This window comes from Nitrosospira sp. TNL200, from assembly GCF_055386305.1.
The window spans coordinates 1046766-1068639 of record NZ_AP041003.1; the positions used below are offsets into that span (position 1 = coordinate 1046766).

Here is a 21874-nt window from a genome sequence, read left to right on the forward strand (position 1 = left end):
GATTCATCTCGCAGGCTGCGAATCCTCAATGGCATCCACCATCATCGCAGCGGCGTCAAAACCGGTCTGGTTGCAGATTTCGCGCATGCAGGTAGGACTGGTGACATTTATTTCGGTGAGATAATCGCCGATAATGTCCAGGCCCGCCAGCATGATCCCCTTGTCATGCAGATACGGGCCTAGCGCATCGGCTATTTCCCGGTCGCGAGGAGTAAGAGCCCGGGCCACGCCGGTTCCCCCGACGTTGAGGTTGCCGCGGGATTCGCCAAGCTTGGGTATGCGGGCGAGCGAATAAGGTACGGGCTTTCCGGCGATCAGCAGAACCCGCTTGTCTCCCTGAGCAATTTCGGGGATATGCCGTTGTGCCATGATGGTGCGGGTGCCGTAATGGGTGAGCGTTTCGATGATTACGCCGATATTGTGATCCTCCTTGTGAATCCGGAATATGCTGGTTCCGCCCATGCCGTCGAGCGGTTTCAAAACGATGTCGCCATGCTCGGCCAGAAAATCGCGAATCAATCCTTCCTGCCTCGTTACCAGGGTTGGTGCAATATATTGGGGAAACTTCGCTATCGCGAGCTTTTCGTTATGGTCGCGCACTGCCCGAGGGTCGTTGATGACCCATGCGCCGCGATCCTGCGCCAGCTCCAGCAGATAGGTGCTATAGACGTACTCCATGTCGAATGGGGGGTCCTTGCGCATGAGTACGGCGTCGAATTCATGCAGCGGTGTTTCAACGGGGTCCGACGCCCGATACCAGGAATTTCCTTCGACTGCTTCCCCAGTGCCAGCCAGATCCAGCGCGCGGGCATGCCCGACGGCGCATTCTCCATTCCATGCCAGGCCACCCTGTTGCAGGGCAAACAAGCGATGACCCCGGGCAGCGGCTTCGCGCATCATGGCAAAGCTCGAGTCCTTGTAAGTCCTGATCGAGTCCAGGTGGTCGAGCACGAAGGCAAGGTTCATCGATCAGGCCAGGTATAAGTCCGGATAATATTGTTTCCCGATACGCTCAACATAATTTCTCAGATTGTTTTTTGACAGGCCATGCTCCTTGAGCGGGGATTCGATCGGGCAGGCAAGGGTGTTGAGCAGGAAGCCGAATGCGCTGGCATCCAGCGTGGTCGGCTTGTCTCCCAGGAAGTATGCCTTTTCCCCGAGGCTGGTCGATAGTGCGTCGATATCCTGCATGCCGAGCTCGAAAACTTCTTCCGCCGAATGGCGTCCCAGGCCATGGCCATAAATCTGCCGCTTGATCCTGTGGCGATAAACCAGCGCGGCAAGATCCCGGATGACCGGCGGCAGGACGCCAAAGATGGCCCGCTTGTTGGTTTGCCAGTTGCTGTCTGTATATTGCCACCGCGAATACATGGTGGCCCAGAACAAGTGTTCCTCAATCAGCCGCTGCATCGCTAGCGATTGGGCAAGCTCAGCCTGGCTGAGCCCTTCATCCAGGTCCCGATACCGGGTCTTCAAGTAGCGGACTATAAAACGGGAGTCCGCAAGTTTTATCCCCTCATCCTCAATGTAAGGCAATTTGCCCTTGGGCGCAAACAGCGGAAGAGTCGTCCTGATGGCGTATTCGATTCCTGCCATCCGGAGGTAGGTTTCGGTCTTGACGCAGAAATGGCTCAAGTTGGGATTACCCCAGCTGCGTTCAAACTGGTAAAGTGTCAGCACGTCGATTCTCCCTGTCTGGTTCTTGCGGTTCCTTGCGCAGCGAGGCGATGGCACGATGCGCTTTCTGTTTTTCCAGTCGTTTGGGCTATGTGATCAGGCAGTGTTTAGGTGTCTGATACTTTCAAACTGAAAGTAACTATGCTAACGTAAGGGGTTGCAAAATGCAAGTAAAGATCTTGCAGCTCCGGGTATGGATGGTCAATGGTTTTTTGTGAAACTTTGGTGACGGAGCCGATTTCAAAAACCGTATCGGCATCCACAGGGCGAGGGTAGCTGATGCTGAAATAATGCTGTCATCCCGTGGCTGCATGATTCAGGAGGCAGCGGAATATAAAATACAATTAAATGCCTTTGCTCAGGGGCGATTCAATGGAGCCAGGTATTTCGTTTCGAAGGATTCGCTCGGTAACGGCCTGCTGAATAAAAATCCCTGCATTTCGTTACAGTTCAATGACCGCAGCAGACGCAACTGCTCCTCCGTTTCGACGCCCTCGGCTACTACTTTAAGCTTCAAGGCATGAGCCAGAGTGACGATAGTTGATACCAGCGCAAGCCCTTCCAGCGAGACAGTCATATCGGTCACGAACGAGCGATCGATCTTGAGCGTATCCACGGGTAGTCTGGATAGGTAGCTTAGCGAGGAAAAACCGGTGCCAAAGTCGTCTATGGCTATGGTAACGCCCATGGCGCGGATCGCTCTCAGGCTGACGATGCTGTGTTTGACATCTTCCATGATCACGCTTTCAGTAATCTCCAGTTCTAATCCCGCTGCCGCAATCTCATTTATACTTATTACCCGCCTGATTTCATCAACGAAATCGCGGTGGCGTAGCTGCAGTGGCGATACGTTTACCGCAATACGCATGGTGGACAAATTCGTTGCGTGCCAGCGCAGATAATCTTCGACGGACTTGTGCAACGCCCAGCGTCCGACTTCATAGATCAATCCGGTTTCTTCCAGGACGGGGATAAAGCTGCCTGGCGGCACCAGGCCCGTGAGCGGGTCGTTCCACCGGATCAGCGCTTCGGCACCGACAAGCTTGCCGCTCTCCAGGTTGATCTTGGGTTGATAGTGGAGCACGAATTCTTCATTTTCGATCGCCCGGCGCAACTGGTTTTCCAGAGTCAGCTTGTCGGCCGTCGATGCGGTCATTGCCTTTGTATAGAGCAGGTACCGGTCGCCGGTGACCTTGGTCTTTCTGAGCGCAATTTCGCAATTTCTGAGCAGCGTCTCGGCATCGGTGCCGTTGTCGGGATAAAGCGTTATTCCGCATTTGAAGGAAATCCGGACCACGCCTTCGCTCAACTGTACGGGATGATTCAGCAGAGGCTCCATTCGCTTACTCAAAAGCGCAATGACGTTTCCTTCATTTTCCACTACCGGCATCACCACGGCAAAATGATCCGCGCCTATTCTTGCCGCCAGGTTGGCGTCGCCCAGGCTGCGCGTCAGCCGTTCTCCCACCTGTTTCAGAAGCGCGTCGCCGGCGGCCCGGCCAAGACTGTCATTGATGTTCTTGAACCGCTCCAGATCGATCAGGCCCACGGCAACCTTGTAGTCGCCGCTGGCAGCGCTGCGCAGGTACTGGGCCACGCGCTCAAGGAATAGGCTGCGATTGGCAAGTCCTGTCAGGACATCGTAGTAGGCCAGGTAGTCGAGCTGCGCCTGTTTGGCAATGTGATCGATTGCGAACGAGATGTCTCCGGCCAGTTCCGTCAGCAGCCTCAGCCCTTCTTCTTCGAAGAATTCGATTTGATCGGCATACAGCGTGAGCACGCCTATGGATTTGTCCGCAACGATCAACGGTAAAACAGCCAGCGAGCAGACTCTGGGGCCGGCATATTTCCTGAGCAGCAGGATCTTGGGGTCATTTTGTACGTCGTTGGATACAACTGCCTTTTTCCCCTCGATTGCCTGCGCGACCAGGGTGTTTTCCGACACCGCGCCCGTGCCCGGTGAAAAGAGTTTCTTGAGGGCAGTCAGGTGCTGCTCCTCTATACCCGCCGAGGCGACCGGAACAATTTTCATGCAGGCCGGGTCGATAATCCCTATCCAGGCCATGCGGAAATCGCCTTGCTCGACAGCAATCCGGCAGGCCTCGCGGAATAGTGACTCACGGTCGCATTCACGCACCATGAGGGCGTTGATGCCGCTCAGTACCGCGTAGACGCGAGCCAGGTGTTCAATCTTCCGCAATTGCAGCCTGCGCTCGGTGGTATCCTGGAAAAAGATTGAAATGCCGCCATCAGGTGTTGGATCGACGCGTTGCTCGAGCCAGCGGTCCCAGGGGGAGAAATAATGTTCGGTATGCATGGTGACGCGTTCGGCCATTACCTTGTGGTAGGTGAGCTCGAGCGGCGAATTTTCCGCCTCAGGAAAAGCTTCCAGGTACTTCCGGCCAACCAGCGACGCCGCCTTCCGGTCGAGGATTTCCGCCGCCTTCGGATTGACGTAGGTGAACCGCCAGCTATGGTCCAGCGTGACAAAGCCGATCATCATGCCTTCCAGGATGCTGCGGATGGCACGTTCGCCATCTTGCAACGCCCGTATCTCCCGGTCCCGCGTAATGGCAATGGCGGCAGTATGGGTGGCCATTTCGATGGTGTGCTGATGACGCTGTGAGGGGCGGGCGGCCATACGCAGGTAGATGGCGAATGTCCCCAGCACGGCGCGCTGGCGGTCGAATATGGGTGTTGACCAACAGGCGCGCAACCCGTTCGCTCTTGCAACCTCGCGGTAAGGTGCCCAGAGCGGATCGGTCTCGGTGTCCTCGACGATCACGGCTTCACCACGATAAGCCGCCGTGCCGCAGGATGCCGCGGCGGGGCCGATTTCAAAGCCATTTATCAGGTGGTGGAGCGTTTCCGGCAGTGAGGGTGCGACCATGTGCCGCAGGTATTTGCCGCTTTCATCGAGGAGAAGGATAGAACCCCTCGTTCCATCGATGTCGGTCTCGATCACGCCCACAAGCGCTGCGAGCGTCTCGCGGAGCGGGGCGCCGGCAGCAATCATTTCCAGCACGCGACACTGGCCCTGCACAAGCCTGACAGAACGGGCAGCGTCGTCAGTCGGTTTGCTGCGCCAGGCACGGGGGGTGCGGCCCGGGCGCGGAATCCTGGGTTTCCTGATGGGTTTGCTCAACATGCCTCGAGCTTCGGTCTTTACATGTAATGTGCTTGAAAATGCGCTTGAAACGTGAATGGCGCCACGGTGAAATATGTGCGCGACGGGATTTGCTGCTGAAATCTATGCGGAGATTTTGTAACTTGGAAATGACATGATCTATTGCATCATGCCGTTGGGCTTCTGGGAAGCTGTAGAATTTTACAGGTACCAGGCATGGATTTGCGGATAAGCGCGGTCAATTGCCGGATTCAGGTTCAACCGGGAATGGATCAGAACGGACTACTTGGGACGAAGCAGTATCGTGGGACGCTATTTCACCCTCATGCCCGGCTGGGCCCCCGTGTCGGGCTGGAGGAGATAAGGTCCGCCATCCTGGTCTCCGGCAGCAAGGACCATGCCCTGGGATATGCCGAACTTCATTTTGCGTGGCGCGAGGTTGGCAACGAGTATGGTGAGGCGGCCTTTCAACCGTTCGGCATCATAAGCCTGTTTGATGCCGGCAAACACGGTGCGCTGTCCGGAGCCGACATCCAGGGTCAGTTTCAGCAACTTATCCGCTCCTTCCACCTGCTCCGCCTGAATGATCCGCGCCACCCTGAGATCGATGCGGGTGAAATCGTCGATCGTAATTTCCAGGGGGCCGTCACTCGTTTCCGTTTTCTCTCTTTTTACTTGTTTTGTAAAAGGGGGTGCGGAAGAAGGGCTCTTGGCTGCGCCTGTGGACTGCGCGGACTGCATGGCCTGTCCTGGCTGTATTGCCGGCTGGAGGCTCGTTTTGTTGGCTTCGATCAACTGTTCGATGTGTTCCTGATCGAGCCGGCCCATCAGGTGCTGATAATCGCTGATCTGGTGGCCGTCTGGCAACAGCCTGTTCTGTGAATTGGCGTCTTTCCAGGTAAGCGGAGGAACGCGTAAAAATCCTTCCGCTTCTGCGGCCAGCTTGGGCAGCACCGGCTTCAGGTAAACCGTCAGGATCCGGAACATGTTCAGCGCCAGGCTGCATACTTCGTGCAGTTCGGCGTCCATCTCGGCATTTTTCGCCAAAACCCACGGTTTCATCCGGTCCACGTATTGATTGGCGACATCCGCAGCCAGCATGATTTCCTTGATCGCCTTGCTGAATTGGCGACTGTCATAGAATTGCGCGATGGAAACGTGGCGTCCCAGAAAAGTGTCTTCCTCGTTGAGCTGGCAGAAAAGAAAGCGGTTGAACCATTTCCTGTTTCCCTCCGAAATCGTGTCCGTCAGCTTGCCGCCAAACTTCCTGAGAATGAAACCGGAGCACCGGCTGGCGATATTGACGTACTTTCCCACCAGGTCGCTGTTGACGCGCAGGACGAAGTCTTCAAAATTGAGGTCGATGTCCTCCATATTGTCATTGAGCTTCGCCGCGTAATAATAGCGCAACCATTCCGGATTCAGGCCCTGCTTCAAATAGCTGTCCGCGGTAATGAAGGTTCCCCGCGATTTGGACATTTTTTGTCCATTGACGGTAAGAAATCCGTGGGCGTAGACCTGGGTGGGCGTGCGGTAACCCGAGAACTCAAGCATCGCTGGCCAGAACAGGGCGTGAAAGTACAGGATGTCCTTGCCGATGAAATGGATCATCTCCGTATCGCCGCCCGGACGCAGGAATTCATCGATGTCTGCCTCGGTCCGCCGATGCATCTGGAAATAATTCCTGAAGCTGCCGAAATAGCCCACGGGGGCGTCCAGCCAGACATAGAAAAATTTCTGGCGGGCGGTGCCGGGAATGGGGAAACCGAAATAGGGAGCATCCCGCGAGATATCCCAATCGGCAAGGCCGGATGACAGCCATTCATTCATCTTGTTCGCTGCTTCAGGCTGCAGCCGCGAACGCGTTTCGGTGGAGCCAGGCAGGCTGGGGAGGGATTCAAAAACCCATTTTTCCAGGAAAACCTTGCAGCGCATGTCCGAAAGCTTGAAAAAGTAGTGCTGGGATGCCCGGCGCTGCGGGGCTGCTCCCGACACCGCTGAGTAGGGATTGATGAGGTCGGTAGGCGAGTAAGTGGCGCCGCATGCTTCGCACGAGTCGCCGTACTGGTCGCTGGCATGGCAGTTCGGGCATTCGCCCTTGATATACCGGTCGGGCAGGAACATTTCCTTGACGGGATCGTAGAACTGCTCCACGGAACGCTTGACGATCAATCCTTTTGCCTCGAGCTGGCGGTAGATATCTTCGCAATACGCCTGGTTCTCACTGGAATCGGTGGTGTAGTAGTGGTCGAAACCGACCTGGAAACCGTCAAAGTCAGCCTTGTGTTCGGCCCACATCCGGTCGATCAACTGCTTGGGCGTAATCCCCTCCTGCTCGGCGCGCAGCATAACCGGCGTGCCATGCGTGTCGTCCGCGCACACGTAGTGAACCTCGTGTTCCTGCATTTTCTGGAAACGCACCCAGATATCCGTCTGGATGTATTCCACCAGATGGCCGAGATGAATGCTGCCGTTGGCGTAGGGGAGAGCGGAGGTAACGAGAATTTTTCGCTTTTTCATCAATCAGCTATTGAATATACCAGACGCAATTGTAACAAACTGTGGCGGTAGAGGTCTGTTGAAACTGAAGGAAGGCAAGCGATGGCCATCTTCCGCCTGCTGTCTGCAGGGTCCGGATCCGCTATCGCTGGTTCAGCCGGAAGGCGTGCGGATGATGCAGCGTTGGATCATGCCCGGGTCTTCGGTCCTATCAGCCATCATGACTCGCAACATCGAAATTTGTTAGTATTCAAGGGAAGAGCTGAACAAATCCCCGCTGGATGCGTTGCTGTTAAAATCGGGACGAGCATCAGGCGCCAGCGGGGATTTGTTCAGCTCTTCCCAAAGTTATTCATCCATATCATGCCGCAAGGAGCGCAAAGTGCCTATCACCGAACAGCAGGTTCAGCTTGCCCTCAAGGAAATAACCGATGCCAGCACCGGCAAGGATTATGTGAGCACCAACGAGGCCCGAAATATTCGCATCGATGGCAGCGATGTCTCGCTCGACATCGTGCTGGGGTATCCCGGGAAAAGCGTGGCCGAAAGCATACGCAAGCAGGTGGCTGACAAGCTTGGAACCATTCCGGGCATTGGCGGCGTAACTGTCAATATATCGAGCAAAATCGTTTCTCATAGCGTGCAGCGCGGCGTGAAGCTCATTCCGGGCGTCAAGAATATCATCGCCGTCGCATCCGGGAAGGGCGGTGTGGGCAAGTCGGCGACCGCCGTGAATCTGGCGCTGGCATTGGCGGCGGAAGGTGCTTCGGTCGGCATACTGGATGCGGACATTTACGGGCCGTCGCAGCCCCAAATGCTTGGAATCACCGGCCGTCCCGAGTCTCCGGATGGAAAAAGCATCGTGCCGATGAAGGCGCATGGCATCCAGGCCATGTCCATCGGGTTCCTGATCGATGCGGAAACGCCCATGGTGTGGCGCGGGCCTATGGTGACGCAGGCATTGCAGCAGCTATTGAACGATACGCGCTGGAACGACGTGGATTACCTCGTGGTGGACATGCCGCCGGGTACCGGCGATATCCAGTTGACCCTCGCCCAGAAGGTGCCGGTGACGGGCGCTGTCATCGTTACCACGCCGCAGGATATCGCGTTGCTGGATGCGCGCAAGGGGCTCAAGATGTTCCAGAAGGTCGGCATCCCCATCCTGGGGATCGTGGAAAACATGAGTACCCATATCTGCTCTCGTTGCGGCCATGAGGAGCATATTTTCGGCGAAGGCGGGGGCGAAAAAATGTGCAGGGATTACGACGTGGAATTGCTCGGCGCTCTCCCGCTTGACATCCGGATCAGGGAGCATACCGACTCGGGCAGGCCCTCGGTGGTCGCGGAGCCCGATGGACGGGTGGCGGAGATTTACCGGAGCATTGCCCGGCGGCTCGCGGTCAAGGTCGACAATCTGTCCCTGGATCATTCCGCCTTGTTCGCAAAGATCGTGATCCAGGATACCTGATTCCCGATAACCTGTTTTCCTGGAAAAAACATGAGCATAAAGTCTGACAGATGGATCCGTCGCATGGCCGCGGAACGAGGCATGATCGAACCATTCGAGCCGGGCCAGATCAAGCATGTGAACGGCCGCAGCATCGTTTCCTATGGCACTTCCAGCTATGGTTACGATATTCGCTGCTCGGACGAATTCAAGCTGTTCACCAACATCAACTCGGCCATCGTCGATCCCAAAAATTTCGATTCGAATTCCTTTGTCGATGTAAAAAGCGATATCTGCCTTATTCCCCCTAATTCCTTCGCGCTGGCGCGCACCGTCGAGTACTTCCGCATTCCCCGTAATATCCTCACCATCTGCCTGGGGAAATCCACTTATGCCCGCTGCGGCATCATTGTGAATGTCACGCCCTTCGAGCCCGAGTGGGAGGGATATGTCACCCTGGAATTCTCCAACACCACCCCGCTTCCCGCAAAGATTTACGCCAATGAGGGCGTCGCCCAGGTCATTTTCTTCGAGTCCGACGAGGTGTGCGAAGTGTCGTACAAGGATCGCGGCGGAAAATACCAGGGGCAAAATGGCGTAACCTTGCCCAAGATCTGATCGCAAGGGCAAGTTCCGTCCTCCCGCCTACGCCCTGGGATGTGAAAAAAACAAACAAGGTTTTTGCGGAAATCGCCATAAGCGCATCGTCATATCTCCCCTTCATTTCTCTTTCGGAGCGGTGCATTTTTGCATGGGGATCATGCCTTCCATCGCCAGAGATGGCGCGCGAAATTCGTTGAACCATATGATTTTTCATGACTCAAAAAAAATACTTGATTCCCGCGCGATCAAGTCTATAATCCGCTTTTTTTCAATGCGAGCGCACAGGAGGTCATCATGACAAGCAAAGCAAACTATTGGGATACGGCCGATCTCGTAAACATCCATATTCCCGTAACGTAGCACCTCCAAAGGGGGACATCATGAAACTGCACACTGCCGCTCTACGCCAGGACGTAGAAGCCAACTCCATATTCGACACCCATCCTGAAGTCAGTCTCGATTTCCAGCATGTCCAGTCAGCCCTGAAGAAGGGTTACAGCAAGCCGTTCCTGCTGGTAGACAGCAATATCGTCCGCACCAAAGCCCGCCGTTTCAAAGCTGCGATGCCTCGCGTGCATCCGCACTATGCCGTCAAGGCCAATCCCGATCCGCGCGTTTTGAAGGTCCTGATCGAGGAAGGGGTCGGGTTTGAAATCGCCTCCATTTCTGAACTCGATCTGCTGATGGGATTGGGCGTTCCGGCCGCCGAAATCTATTACAGCAATCCGATGAAATCGCGTGAATACTTAAAGTATGCCGCTTCCATGGGAGTGGAATGGTATGTGCTCGACAGCGTCGAGGAACTGCGCAAGATCGTCAGCGTCAAGCCGGACGCGAAAATGTACCTTCGCATCGACACGCCCAACATCGGCAGCGATTGGCCGCTTGCCGGCAAGTTTGGCACGCATGCCGCCGAGATCGAGGGCATCATCGCAGAAGCGGCAGCCCTTGGAGCCGACCTTTCGGGCGTGACCTTTCACGTGGGTTCCCAATGCCGCAACCCTCAGAATTGGCGCGTGGGCATCGAGCGGGCAAAAAAGGTCTTTGCCGACATGCGTGGCGCCGGACTGACACCTCGCCTGCTCAACATAGGCGGTGGCTACCCGGTGCGGCATGTCAAGCCGATACCCTCGATCGAAGTGATAGGCGAAGTGGTGAACGAGGCCCTTGCGGACTTACCCGGGGATATTCGCGTCATGGCCGAGCCCGGCCGCTACCTCGTTTCCGACGCGGCCTATTTCGTTTGCCGCGTTGTCGGCACAGCGACTCGCAATGGCAAGCGCTGGATGTATTGGGACGCAGGCATGTTCGGCGGGGTGATCGAAGTCACCGAAGGTTTGAGCTATCAGATTTTTTCTGACCGCTCAGGGAAAAGTATCCCCTGGTCCGTGGCAGGGCCGACTTGCGATTCAGTGGATATCCTGATGCGCGATGAGATGCTGCCGGAAGACATCGAGGAAGGCGATTTCATTTATATTCCCAATGCGGGCGCCTATACGACAGCCTATGCAAGCAACTTCAATGGTTTTCCGCTGCCCGAAGTGATGGTGTTGTAGGGCGACAGCAAGCAGTGGTATGCGAATGGCTGAACGGTGTTCCCGCTGTTCAGCCATTTTTGATTATGAATTTGAGGTGGCGATGAAGGAAGACGCCAACCGTGTGCGTGGCTCGCGCCACGAGGACACACGCCTGTCTTGAAGACAACGGCGCGTTGCGCATTTTCGAGGGCACGGTGAGCGGCGCCAAGGCGGATCGTATCGATCTGGCGGCACTCATGAACGTGCTGCGCGCTGTCGATGCTATCATCATATTGCGGCTGGGCCAGCAATTTAAGGAAAATTAAGCTGCTTTATGAGCGTTTCCTCGGACATCCTTTCGCCTCTCACCGTATACAGTAAGCAGCGCGTCGGTACAGCGCTCAGCGCGAGCCCAGGTCCGTCCTGCGGTCAAACACGACGAAATGGTATTCCAGCCCATCTTCGTCCATCCGGTGTTTTTCCCTGGAGGTTTCGATCCATTCAGCGTGGTCGAATTCGGGAAATAACACATCTCCCTCGTAATCCGCCTGTATCTCGGTAATATACATCCGGTCGCATACAGGCTGGGTTTGCTGGAATATTTCGGCTCCCCCAATGATGAAGGTTTCCGTGGAGTCCGTATTTTTATAGCATTCCCGCAACGCCGTGGCGATGGAATGCACCACGGCGGCGCCTTCGGCCTCATATCCCGATTGGTGGGTGACGACAATCGAAGTGCGGCCGGGCAACGCCCTGCCGATGGATTCGAAGGTTTTCCGTCCCATGATGATGGGATGCCCCATCGTGAGCGCCTTGAAGCGCTTCAGGTCCGGGGAAAGCCGCCATGGCAGGGCATTGTCTTTGCCGATGACGCGATTGCGCGCCATCGCTGCCAAGATGGAAAGTCGCCGCGGGATCATACCGCCACCGGCGCCTTGATTGCCGGGTGAGGATCATAGCCTTCAAGGGTGAAATCCTCATAGCTGAAATCGAAAATGCTTTTCACCGATGGATTCAGCTTCATTGTTGGCAGTTTTTTCGGTTCCCGCTCCAGTTGCTCCCGCGCCTGATCCAGATGGTTGAGGTACAGGTGGGCATCGCCCAGGGTGTGGACGAAATCCCCGGGCTCCAGGTTGCAATGCTGCGCCACTATCAGCGTGAGCAGGGCATAGGATGCGATGTTGAACGGCAGGCCCAGGAAAATGTCGGCGCTGCGCTGGTAGAGTTGGCATGAAAGCCTGTTGCCGGCGACGTAGAACTGGAACAGTGCATGGCATGGCGCCAGTTTCATTTCATGTAATTCTCCCACGTTCCAGGATGACACCACCATGCGGCGGGAGTCGGGCATATTCTCGATTTGCTCGATCACTTGCGCGATCTGGTCGATGCATCGCCCTTCCGGGCTGGGCCAGCAACGCCACTGCTGGCCATATATCGGCCCGAGGTCGCCATTTTTATCCGCCCATTCATCCCAGATCGTCACTCCCTGTTCGTTCAGGGATTTGACATTGGTATCTCCCCTTAAAAACCAGAGCAGTTCGTGGATGATGGATTTCAGATGGCATTTCTTGGTAGTGAGCAGCGGGAAGCCTTCCGCCAGATCGAAACGCATCTGGTGGCCGAATATCGAAAGCGTGCCAGTACCTGTCCGATCGGACTTGCGGTGGCCGTGCACGAGAACATGTCGCATTAAATCGAGATATTGACGCACGGCTATGGGCTGCGATAAGCGGGATATGGATCGACCGTATATAATAGCATGCTGCTCCATGGTGCATGGTGTAGAGAGAGCCTCTACCCTTGCATTCAGGGTTGACCCACCGCAATAAACCAGCATCGACCGTCAAATGCTCGCAAAACTGATACAGCATGCTTCTCCCTTGATACAGCCCGGATCCGCCCGGCATATTCTCGTGGTGCTGCCCGGGGCGGGCAATTCTCCAGGCGAATCTCCGGGTTTCGAGTATGCAGGCAGGCAGGCGCTCGCAGACCTCCTGGCGCGGCGCAAGATGACGTGGCGCGAGATGGACGAGACACCGCTATCGGCCACGATCGAGAGAGGCGCTTTGTGTGCCTGGGTCATCGTGGATCCGGCGCAACCCCCTTTCGAGCAGCAAACGCGCCTGCGCAAGGCGGTGCGGCTGCTGCTGGAAGAAAAGCCGGCGGAAATTCATCTCGCAGTCTATGGCGATGGGCGGGAAACACGGGATGTGGCGGAATGGGCAATATATGTCGCCCTGGTCAACGGGGCGGAACTCCCTTCGCGTAAAACGGGCGGAAAAAGCGAGTCAGGAAAGCCATTGGCCAGAATCGTGCTGCATGGCTGCAGGAATGCGGATGGATTTGCAGCGGCGTACGCCAGGGCAGAAGGCAATCTGTTGACCCGTTCCCTCACCATGCTGCCTCCCAATGAACTGACCCCGGCAATTTATAGAGCAAAAATCAGGGAGTTCGCGGGGAGAGAAGGCTGGAAATGCCGGGAATTCGACGTCAAGGCTTTGCGCAAGATGGGTGCGGGGGCCTTCGTGGCGGTGGCCCAGGGCAGCGACCCGGAGGATGCCGCTATCGTGCATGTGAAGCGGCGGGCGGCCCGCTCCGCTAAAACCGCCAGGACCATCAAGACCGCCAAAAGCGTCGCGCTGGTGGGCAAGGGCATCTGCTTCGACACGGGCGGCCATAACCTGAAGCCACCGAAATACATGCATGGCATGCACGAGGACATGAACGGTTCGGCGGTTGCCCTCGGCATTCTGCTCGCTGCAACGCGTCTTGACCTGCCGGTGGATATCGATTGCTGGCTTGCCATCGCACAGAATCACATCAGTCCGCGCGCCTATAAGCAGAATGACGTTATCACGGCGCTGCAGGGGACAACCATCGAGATCATCCACACCGATGCGGAAGGCAGAATGGTGCTGGCGGATACCCTGACGCTGGCATCTAGGAAGAAGCCGGATCTGATGATCGATTTTGCCACGCTCACGGGTACCATGCATACCGCGCTGGGATGCCGTTACAGCGGGATTTTCGCGAACCGGGAGGAATTGCTGGAAAAAGCGGGCTCGGCGGGAAAATCCAGCGGCGAGAGAATATGGCCATTTCCGATGGATGCCGATTATGACGAAGAACTGGAAAGCAGGATTGCCGACATCAAGCAATGCTCTCTCGAAGGCGATGCGGACCATATACTCGCCGCGCGTTTCCTGGGACGTTTTGCAGGCGACGGGCCATGGATACACATGGATCTTTCGGCCAGCAGTTGCAAGGGCGGACTGGGCGCGGTGGGAAGCGACGTTACCGGATTTGGTGTGGGGTGGGGGCTGGCGATGCTGGAGAATCTTGAATAATCCTTTCGATTGGTCCCGATTATTGGATTTTCAACATTCCCTTCCCCCTGAAGAATCCTTGAGGTCCACCGCGCAGGGGACTGAAGTAGACCGCATCGCTCGAAGCATCAGAATGGTGGTTCTCATTCAATCTGCAGCACAATCTTGCCCACGGCGTGGCCTGATTCGATGAGGCGATGCGCCTCGGCTGCTTCTTCCAGCGGCAGCACGCGATCGACGTGCACTTTAAGCAATCCCTGCTCGACCAGTTTCGCCCCGCGTTCCAGTATGCGCGTCTGCGCCAGGCGCGCGAGGTGCATGCCGAAATAGAGCGGGGCTGTCATTTGCACGTAGCCGATGCTCAGGTTGCGCAGTCGCGCGGTATTGATGCAATCGATTTCACAGGCGGTGGAAAGCAGCGTCACCACGCGGCCGTACAGCCGCGTCGCGGCGAAGGATTTGCAGAAGGTGTCGCCGCCGACGGTATCCACCACGAGCCTTACTCCCAGGCCTCCAGTCCAGTTCAACGCGGCTGCGGCAAAATCCTCCCTGGTATAGTCGATGATCAGTTCTGCGCCCAGGGATTGCGCCAGCTCTGCCTTGAGGGGACTTGAAACGGTGGTGGCGATCACCGCGTCGAAATAACGGGCAAGCTGTATGGCGATGTGGCCGACGCCGCCCGCGCCCGCGTGGATCAGCACCGACTGACCTTCTTTCAGGTCGCCGCGGATTACCAGCGCTTCCCAGGCGGTGATGAGCGCGAGCGGCAAGGCTGCAGCTTCCACCATGGAGATATTGCGCGGCTTCAATGCCAGATAGTCTTCGTCCACCACCGCATATTCGGCATACGTTCCTGGCGGGTAGCCCAGGCCATTGTTGAAAAAGAACACTTCGTCTCCCCGGCGTACGCGGGTAACCGCGCTTCCGGTTGCCTCCACCACCCCCGCGCCATCACAGCCCAGAATGGCAGGCAGCTTCTCCGGATAATACATATTGCGCTTGCGCACTTTCGTATCTATCGGATTGATTCCGGCGGCATGGTTTTTCACCAGCACGCCGGACGGCGTGGAAATCACCGGCGCCGGAACATCGGCGACGGCCAGCACTTCCGGCCCGCCAGGCGCATCCATCAATATGGCTCTCATGATATTTTCATATGCTTGTCCAGATAGAAAAGGGTGCGCGGCCTCCGGTCGAGGCTGTCTGCCGATGCGATTCCCGCGCGCTTGCCACCCCTGCGGATGCGGGCTGCGGGAAGGGATATGTTAAACTTCAGGTATCGATCTGGCGAGACAAATAACGTGTCTGGAAATACGCTCGGCAAGCTTTTTTGCGTGACTTCTTTTGGCGAATCCCACGGCCCGGCTATCGGCTGCGTGGTCGACGGCTGCCCTCCGGGGATGGAATTGTCCACCGAAGATATCCAGCAGGACCTGGACCGGCGCCGTCCGGGCACGTCGCGTTATGTAACCCAGCGGCGCGAACCGGACACGGTGGAAATCCTTTCCGGGGTATTTGAAGGCCGAACCACTGGCACGCCCATTGCGCTGTTGATCCGCAACCAGGACCAGCGGAGCCAGGATTACAGCAAGATCATGGATACGTTCCGGCCGGGGCATGCAGACTATGTCTACTGGCAGAAGTACGGGATACGCGACTACCGCGGCGGCGGCCGATCCTCCGCGAGGGAAACGGCGGTGCGGGTTGCGGCAGGCGCCATTGCCAGAAAATGGCTGCTGGAAAATCGAGGGGTGCGGATACGCGGCTACATGGCGCAACTTGGGCCGATAGCGGCGCCATTTGGGCAGTGGGCCGAGGTCAGCCGGAATCCGTTCTTCGCGGCGGATGCTGCTATCGTGCCTGTCCTGGAAGAATTCATGGACAAGCTGCGGAAGTCAGGCGAGTCTGTCGGGGCGAAGATCACCGCAGTGGCGGAGGGCGTGCCCGTAGGCTGGGGCGAGCCGGTGTATGACCGGCTGGACGCGGAGATCGCCTACGCGATGATGAGCATCAATGCAGTCAAGGGTGTCGAGATCGGCGCGGGTTTTGCCGCTGTCACGCAAAAAGGCACCGAGCATTCGGATGAGATCACGCCAGAAGGATTTCTGAGCAATAATGCGGGAGGCATCCTCGGCGGCATTTCCACGGGGCAGGACATCGTGGTGAATATCGCTGTCAAGCCGACTTCCAGCATCCGGCTGGGCCGCCGGTCCGTAGACAAGAGCGGCAGGCCGGTAGTGGTCGAGACCCATGGCAGGCATGATCCCTGCGTCGGCATTCGTGCAACGCCCATCGCCGAGGCGATGCTGGCGCTGGTGCTGATGGATCATGCCCTGCGTCACCGGGCACAAAATGCAGATGTCGCCTGTCCGACGCCAAAAATCCCCGCCAGTGTTCCAGCGAACGTTTTCATTCCATTGAGTGGAAACCGGAAGGCGGGTCTGACCGAGGACCCGGAACCGGACGAAGCCTGAGCAGGCGGGCGCGTAACAAGTGTCAACAGGCGCCAGCAGCCTGCTACGGGGTCGCATCTTCCTTCGGAAGACACTGATCCGCCCTGTGCGGCCGCACCATTCGCGTCGTCGCCTTTCGTGCATCCCATCCTGCAAAGCTACCGCCGCGCCAGCGGAGATTTATTCAGCGCTTCCCTGGTTCGCGCGCCGGCGCCAATCCAGCCAGGCATCCACACGCGTGCGGTAGTAGTGCAGCCAGTCGTTCTGGTGCTGTTCTACCGTATATTTGTTGCTGCGCTCTATGACAAGTATGCAATCATCATATCCGCTCAATCCGAGCCGGTCGTAGTGCTCCTGCATGGGCCGTGTCATCGGGTAATTATTGGTAAACAGGGGTATCAGTATGATACGGAAAGGCAGGTGCCCCAATTCGGACGTGACCCGGCTGATCAGCCGTCGCTTTCCATGAACGATGGGATCGCTGGTGTAAATCACGGCCATTCCGTTATCGGTCAATCTCTCCGGTAGTTCCAGCAGCAGCCGAATGGTGAACTCGATGCCGATATCTCCCCCGCCTATGGGCAATTGCGCTCCTTCCGGATGTGGAACATAAGGCGTATTGGCTGTAATGCAATCGAAGCGCCCCGGAATGCTGGAGAAGAGGTCGCTATGTATCGTGTTGACGTTCCGGATCTTGTTGAGGCGGGCATTTGCCTGGACCATTGCGAGAGCTCGCGGATTGATATCCGCACAGATTGCTTCTTCCGCCTGGCGCGAGAGACAGATTCCCTGCACGCCGCTTCCCGTGCACAGGTCGAGCGATCGAGAAAAGCGGCGACCCTTGGAATATTTTGCGGCGATATTGACCATCAGGTCGGAGTCCCATCCGATATAGACAAAATCCGATTTGTCCCTGGAAGGGTCGCAAAGGAAATACAGTTCCCCCACCGGATAGCATCGAACCTTTGACGCCACGTCGTCCCCGGTAATGTGGAGGACGCCGGCTTCCTCCAGAATCTTCAGATCATCTTCAGCAATGACCTGGCTGATCCTGTCGCGCGCAACGCTTCGATGAAAGAAAAACAGATCGAAAAGCATGACGGGGGCGAGACCTTTGCTGCGTTCCAGCATGCCGGAATAGAGATTCTGGCATGGCGACTCTTTCCAGCAATTGATCCCTCCAGCAGCGTAGGTGGCGAGACGGATGGGTTCTGAATACCAGCGGTTTCCGCCGGACTGCGGAATGCGTTTGGCGCATTCATATTCGGCATTCCTGAGGATCGATGAGAGAGTCGATGCTGCCTCATGCGTGAACCCGGCAGGTTCAAAACGCGCAGATGGCGCTTCTTTCTCGTCATGCCTGCTGAGAGGAGCTCTTTCAATCGGGTCCGTCATGCTGTCAGATCGCTCATTTGTTGCTTATTTGTTATTGCTTCTTTCTTTTGATCGAGGAGTGGCGGTAGAGAGCATTACCCCGGATTAGCCAAAAATCTACCATACAACCCGCAGGGGCGCAATTTGCCGTTCCGGGATAGCGGAGAAAATCTCCCGAATACCAGGGTGGCTATGTACGGAATCGCACAGAAGCAGCAGGATAAAGCCGGTTAAAAGTGAAAGACGCTTCCGGAGAAACAGGCGGGAGGTATCAGGTTTTTGGTTTTTCCAGTCGAAGCAGGGTCCAAGCCATTGTAAGAAAAGGGTTCCAACATGACAGATACCGCACGGGAAGGAGGCGGAGGGTTGAAATCCATTCCCGTTCGTATTCCAGCGGGAGGCGTGGTTCTGGATGCGGATCTTGCGATACCGTCCAACGCGAAAGGCCTCGTCGCCTTTGCCCATGGCAGCGGCAGCAGCAGGCATAGCAGCCGGAATCGCTATGTGGCAGAAACGCTGAATGAATATCAGTTCGCGACGCTGCTTGCCGATCTTCTCACACCCGAGGAAGAGATGATCGATTTGCGGACGCGGCATTTGCGCTTCGATATTCCCATGCTGGCGGACAGGTTGATCGACATTGGGGCGTGGCTGCAGCGCCAACCGCAAACCAGGCATTTAAAAATCGGCTGGTTTGGCGCCAGCACGGGAGCTGGGGCGGCCTTGATCGCGGCTGCCCGCAGCCCTCACGATATCATGGCTGTGGTCTCGCGGGGCGGGCGCCCGGACCTGGCGGAGAATTATTTGCCACAAGTCATGGCGCCGGTGCTGCTTATTGTCGGGGAGAACGATCCCCAGGTGCTGGAGTTGAATAAATCGGCGCTCTCCCGCCTCAATGCCGAATCCACGCTGGAAATCGTCCCAAATGCCACGCATCTGTTCGAGGAGTCGGGAACGCTGGAGGCAGCTGCTCTTCTGGCCGCAGAATGGTTTTGCGATCACTGCAGCGCACCCGTAGGGAAGCGCTGAAATGCACAGCGTCATTTCGGAGCAACGCCTGGCGGAGGTGGTGGAAAAACATGCCCAGCCTTTAGGGCTCGCGGCGGGCAACCAGGATGCGCTGATCGAAACCGTGCTTGGCCAGGCGAGAGGAAAACGCTTCGTCCTGATTGGAGAAGCGAGCCACGGTACAGCGGAGTTCTACCGCATTCGGGCCGAAATTACCCGGCACCTGATAGTCGAAGAGGAGTTCGATGCGGTAGCTGTTGAAGCTGACTGGCCGGATGCATACCGCGTGAATGACTTCGTTTCCGGTCGTTCGGATGACCTGGCTGCGGACGGTGCCCTGTCTGGTTTTCAACGGTTTCCTACCTGGATGTGGCGCAATACCGAGGTTCTTGCTTTCGTCGAATGGCTCCACGACTATAACCTGGGGAGCGGTTCATTTACCCAATACAGCGGGCAGAAAAAGGAAAAAATCCAGCGCGGAGAGCAGGAGCCCGTGGGCTTCTACGGGCTGGATCTGTATAGCATGACGACTTCCATGGCCGCGGTTCTGGAGTATCTCGACAAAATCGACCCCGAAGAAGCTTCCGCGGCGCGTGAGCGCTACGCCTGCTTTGGCCAGTTCATCAACAATCCGCAGGCATATGGCTATGCCATCGCATCTGGCAGATGGGATTCCTGCGAGCAGGAAGTCATCGACCAGCTCGTACGGTTGCAGCAGAAAGCGCGTGTGTATATAGGAAGGGACGATCCGTTTGCCGGAAACGATTATTTTTCAGCTCAACAGAATGCCGAGCTGGTAAGGAACGCGGAGGAATACTACCGGGCCATGTTCCGGGGGCACCCCAATACCTGGAATCTCAGGGATCGGCATATGTTCGAGACATTGGAAAAACTGTCCGCCCATCTGGAAACACGGCTGGAACGGGAGCCGCGGCTGGTTGTCTGGGCACACAACTCTCATCTGGGCAATGCGGCCGCAACGGATATGGGGCGGCACGGAGAAATCAATATCGGGCAACTGGTTACTGAAAAATATGGCCGCAGCGGTTTATGCATCGGCTTTTCCACCAGCCGCGGCACGGTTACTGCAGCGACGGATTGGGACACTCCGTCCAGAACCAAAACCATACGTGCACCCCTGCCCGGGAGTTACGAAGAGTTGTTTTCCCGGCTTGAGAAAAAATCCTTCTACCTCGATCTGACAGTTGAAAATGAAGCAGTCGACGTGCTGAGGCAAGAGCGCCTGCAGCGCGCCATCGGCGTGATCTATCGGCCGGAAACCGAACGTATAAGCCACTACTTTCATTCGTCGCTGCCGCGGCAGTTCGACTTCATGATCCATATCGACGAAACGGAGGCGGTCATCCCGTTACAGGCCCATATCCGCAGGAAGCCGGGAGAAATGGATGAGACCTATCCATCGGGGCTTTAGGGACCTCTGAATGATCCACGGCGCTGTCGGCATTTGCATCCGATAAGAAGCAAAAAGGCTATATGAAAAAAGGTGCATCCTGCATGAGGATTCACGTTTTCTTAAACGGCGGGTTTCCTGATCCTCTCCGGATTTTTTTGCCAATGGCGTAATCGAAGCAATCGAAACAGCCAGATAGCGTCTTTACATTCCCATCTTCTTTGCTATAAAGAATTATGGCCGGTTCCATCTGGAAATCCAGGAACCAGCGCATGGAGTCCATCAGCGGCTCGCCCCTTTACATTCCTGCGTCTATTTATGGGAGGACAAATGAGGACGATCATTCATGTGTTTCTGATCGGCTCCATCCTGGCTCAGGCCTCGCCCGTTTTTGCCAGCGACCGCCTTGATCCAATCCCCGGAGCGGACCAGGCAGATCAGGCAAACCGGGCCAACAGGGCGGTGAACATCACGCTCGGCAATTCCGGCGCAGGACTGGATAACGCGGCGCTTCGATCTGTCCGCAAGGTGATCGGACGAGCGGTCGCCGCCGAGATCGTCGACTCGGTTTTTGTCTATAGCCCCCGCGAAGGCGGCCCGGTCCCGATCGAAGGCGGGTTGTTCGTATGCGCAGAAAAGGGTTTTGATGCTGCTCCCAAAGATTTCGATCATTTCGTCCGGCAATTGCGTTCCATTCACCCCAGGAAGGGCACATTTCTCAATGTGGAGTTCGTACCCCAGTGCAAGCCGGTGAATTCCGAGGATCCCGGACCGTCGGCGGTCTGTGGGGGAATCGCCGGAAAAACCTGTGCTGATCCAAAACAGTATTGCGAGTATGGCCTGGGTCAGTGCAGGATTCCGGACGCGCAAGGAGCATGCAAGATCAAGCCGGAGATTTGTACCCGTGAGTTCAAGCCCGTTTGCGGCTGCGATGGAAGAACCTACGGGAACGCATGCAACGCCGCAGCCGCCGGCGCATCTATCGAGCACCAGGGGGAATGCAAGAAGGGCGAGCGGCAGGCCTGCGACGGCATCGCCGGGATCAGGTGTCCCGGCGACAAGGTTTGCGTGGACGACCCCAACGACAACTGCGACCCTGAACAGGGGGGTGCGGACTGTCCCGGAATATGCGAAGCGAGATAGCGGGACTCATCCTCTCTTATACACCTCGTAATTTCGGCGGGAAAGCAAAGATTATGTTAGTTAGCGAACGAACAATTCCGCTGGACTGCGAAAAAATCGCACAGAAAATGGGATGCACCAATTTCAGAACGAACTCCATTTCCTTGGTTCATCCAGTTTCCTCATGGAATATCAACAATTTATAAAGGAAGTAAATGAATAAATCATCAGACAGAAGAAACGCTTCCGATTCGGAAGTTCAGGGCCAAACCGACGCGCCTATGCAAGCCACGGCTGAGTCGGCGCG

Annotated in this window: 17 protein-coding genes; 9 read left to right on the forward strand and 8 right to left on the reverse strand. The window is 56.5% G+C overall.

What is annotated here, in order from left to right; genetic code table 11:
• Nucleotides 1–3: 3 nt before the first annotated feature.
• The 4 genes from gshB to metG all read right to left on the reverse strand — a co-directional run bounded on the left by gshB (nt 4) and on the right by metG (nt 7324).
• Entirely contained in the window at nt 4–966 is a 963-nt protein-coding gene (gene gshB, locus ACZ5CE_RS04670; protein ID WP_464576654.1) for a glutathione synthase, read from the reverse strand.
• A 3-nt stretch (nt 967–969) separates the two neighbouring features.
• Entirely contained in the window at nt 970–1734 is a 765-nt protein-coding gene (locus tag ACZ5CE_RS04675; RefSeq protein WP_464576655.1) for a glutathione S-transferase family protein, read from the reverse strand.
• Between the two features lie 301 nt (nt 1735–2035).
• Complete coding sequence (locus ACZ5CE_RS04680) at nt 2036–4825, reverse strand: bifunctional diguanylate cyclase/phosphodiesterase (protein ID WP_464576656.1); 2790 nt, start codon at nt 4823–4825, stop codon at nt 2036–2038.
• 291 nt (nt 4826–5116) lie between these two features.
• On the reverse strand, nt 5117–7324 hold the full coding sequence (gene metG / locus ACZ5CE_RS04685) for a methionine--tRNA ligase (protein ID WP_464576657.1): 2208 nt from the start codon (nt 7322–7324) through the stop codon (nt 5117–5119).
• 361 nt (nt 7325–7685) lie between these two features.
• Between metG and apbC the strand changes: the two genes are divergently transcribed.
• The 4 genes from apbC to ACZ5CE_RS04705 all read left to right on the forward strand — a co-directional run bounded on the left by apbC (nt 7686) and on the right by ACZ5CE_RS04705 (nt 11199).
• Entirely contained in the window at nt 7686–8774 is a 1089-nt protein-coding gene (gene apbC, locus ACZ5CE_RS04690) for an iron-sulfur cluster carrier protein ApbC (protein ID WP_464576658.1), read from the forward strand.
• Nucleotides 8775–8804: 30 nt separating this feature from the next.
• Nucleotides 8805–9371 carry a dCTP deaminase gene (dcd, locus tag ACZ5CE_RS04695; protein WP_464576659.1) on the forward strand — a complete coding sequence of 189 codons (567 nt, stop codon included), beginning with the start codon at nt 8805–8807 and terminating at the stop codon, nt 9369–9371.
• A gap of 365 nt (nt 9372–9736) precedes the next feature.
• Nucleotides 9737–10912, forward strand: a complete 1176-nt coding sequence (locus ACZ5CE_RS04700; RefSeq protein WP_464576660.1) for a type III PLP-dependent enzyme — start codon at nt 9737–9739, stop codon at nt 10910–10912.
• Nucleotides 10913–11013: 101 nt separating this feature from the next.
• A complete protein-coding gene (locus ACZ5CE_RS04705) occupies nt 11014–11199 on the forward strand; it encodes a hypothetical protein (RefSeq protein WP_464576661.1) in 186 nt (61 codons plus the stop codon).
• Between the two features lie 75 nt (nt 11200–11274).
• Here ACZ5CE_RS04705 and ACZ5CE_RS04710 read toward each other — a convergent pair whose 3' ends face one another.
• Both ACZ5CE_RS04710 and ACZ5CE_RS04715 read right to left on the reverse strand, forming a co-directional pair.
• Nucleotides 11275–11760, reverse strand: a complete 486-nt coding sequence (locus tag ACZ5CE_RS04710) for a dihydrofolate reductase (RefSeq protein WP_464576662.1) — start codon at nt 11758–11760, stop codon at nt 11275–11277.
• A gap of 29 nt (nt 11761–11789) precedes the next feature.
• Nucleotides 11790–12584, reverse strand: coding sequence for a thymidylate synthase (locus ACZ5CE_RS04715; RefSeq protein WP_464576663.1), 795 nt, complete (start codon nt 12582–12584; stop codon nt 11790–11792).
• A gap of 136 nt (nt 12585–12720) precedes the next feature.
• Here ACZ5CE_RS04715 and ACZ5CE_RS04720 point away from each other — a divergent pair, with 136 nt between their 5' ends.
• Entirely contained in the window at nt 12721–14220 is a 1500-nt protein-coding gene (locus ACZ5CE_RS04720; protein WP_464576664.1) for a M17 family metallopeptidase, read from the forward strand.
• A gap of 122 nt (nt 14221–14342) precedes the next feature.
• Here ACZ5CE_RS04720 and ACZ5CE_RS04725 read toward each other — a convergent pair whose 3' ends face one another.
• A complete protein-coding gene (locus ACZ5CE_RS04725) occupies nt 14343–15344 on the reverse strand; it encodes a zinc-dependent alcohol dehydrogenase family protein (RefSeq protein ID WP_464576665.1) in 1002 nt (333 codons plus the stop codon).
• A gap of 156 nt (nt 15345–15500) precedes the next feature.
• Here ACZ5CE_RS04725 and aroC point away from each other — a divergent pair, with 156 nt between their 5' ends.
• Nucleotides 15501–16673 (forward strand): chorismate synthase, encoded by a 1173-nt coding sequence (aroC, locus tag ACZ5CE_RS04730; RefSeq protein ID WP_464577429.1) that lies wholly within the window; start codon nt 15501–15503, stop codon nt 16671–16673.
• A gap of 159 nt (nt 16674–16832) precedes the next feature.
• Here the strand turns inward: aroC and ACZ5CE_RS04735 are convergent, their stop codons facing one another.
• Entirely contained in the window at nt 16833–18047 is a 1215-nt protein-coding gene (locus ACZ5CE_RS04735; RefSeq protein WP_464576666.1) for a methyltransferase, read from the reverse strand.
• A gap of 312 nt (nt 18048–18359) precedes the next feature.
• On the opposite strand from ACZ5CE_RS04735, the gene ACZ5CE_RS04740 reads away from it, so the two are divergent.
• From ACZ5CE_RS04740 to ACZ5CE_RS04750, 3 genes are all read left to right on the forward strand, one after another.
• On the forward strand, nt 18360–19055 hold the full coding sequence (locus ACZ5CE_RS04740; protein WP_464576667.1) for a dienelactone hydrolase family protein: 696 nt from the start codon (nt 18360–18362) through the stop codon (nt 19053–19055).
• A 1-nt stretch (nt 19056) separates the two neighbouring features.
• Nucleotides 19057–20466 carry an erythromycin esterase family protein gene (locus ACZ5CE_RS04745; protein WP_464576668.1) on the forward strand — a complete coding sequence of 470 codons (1410 nt, stop codon included), beginning with the start codon at nt 19057–19059 and terminating at the stop codon, nt 20464–20466.
• Between the two features lie 309 nt (nt 20467–20775).
• Nucleotides 20776–21588, forward strand: a complete 813-nt coding sequence (locus ACZ5CE_RS04750; RefSeq protein ID WP_464576669.1) for a Kazal-type serine protease inhibitor domain-containing protein — start codon at nt 20776–20778, stop codon at nt 21586–21588.
• Nucleotides 21589–21874: the final 286 nt, after the last annotated feature.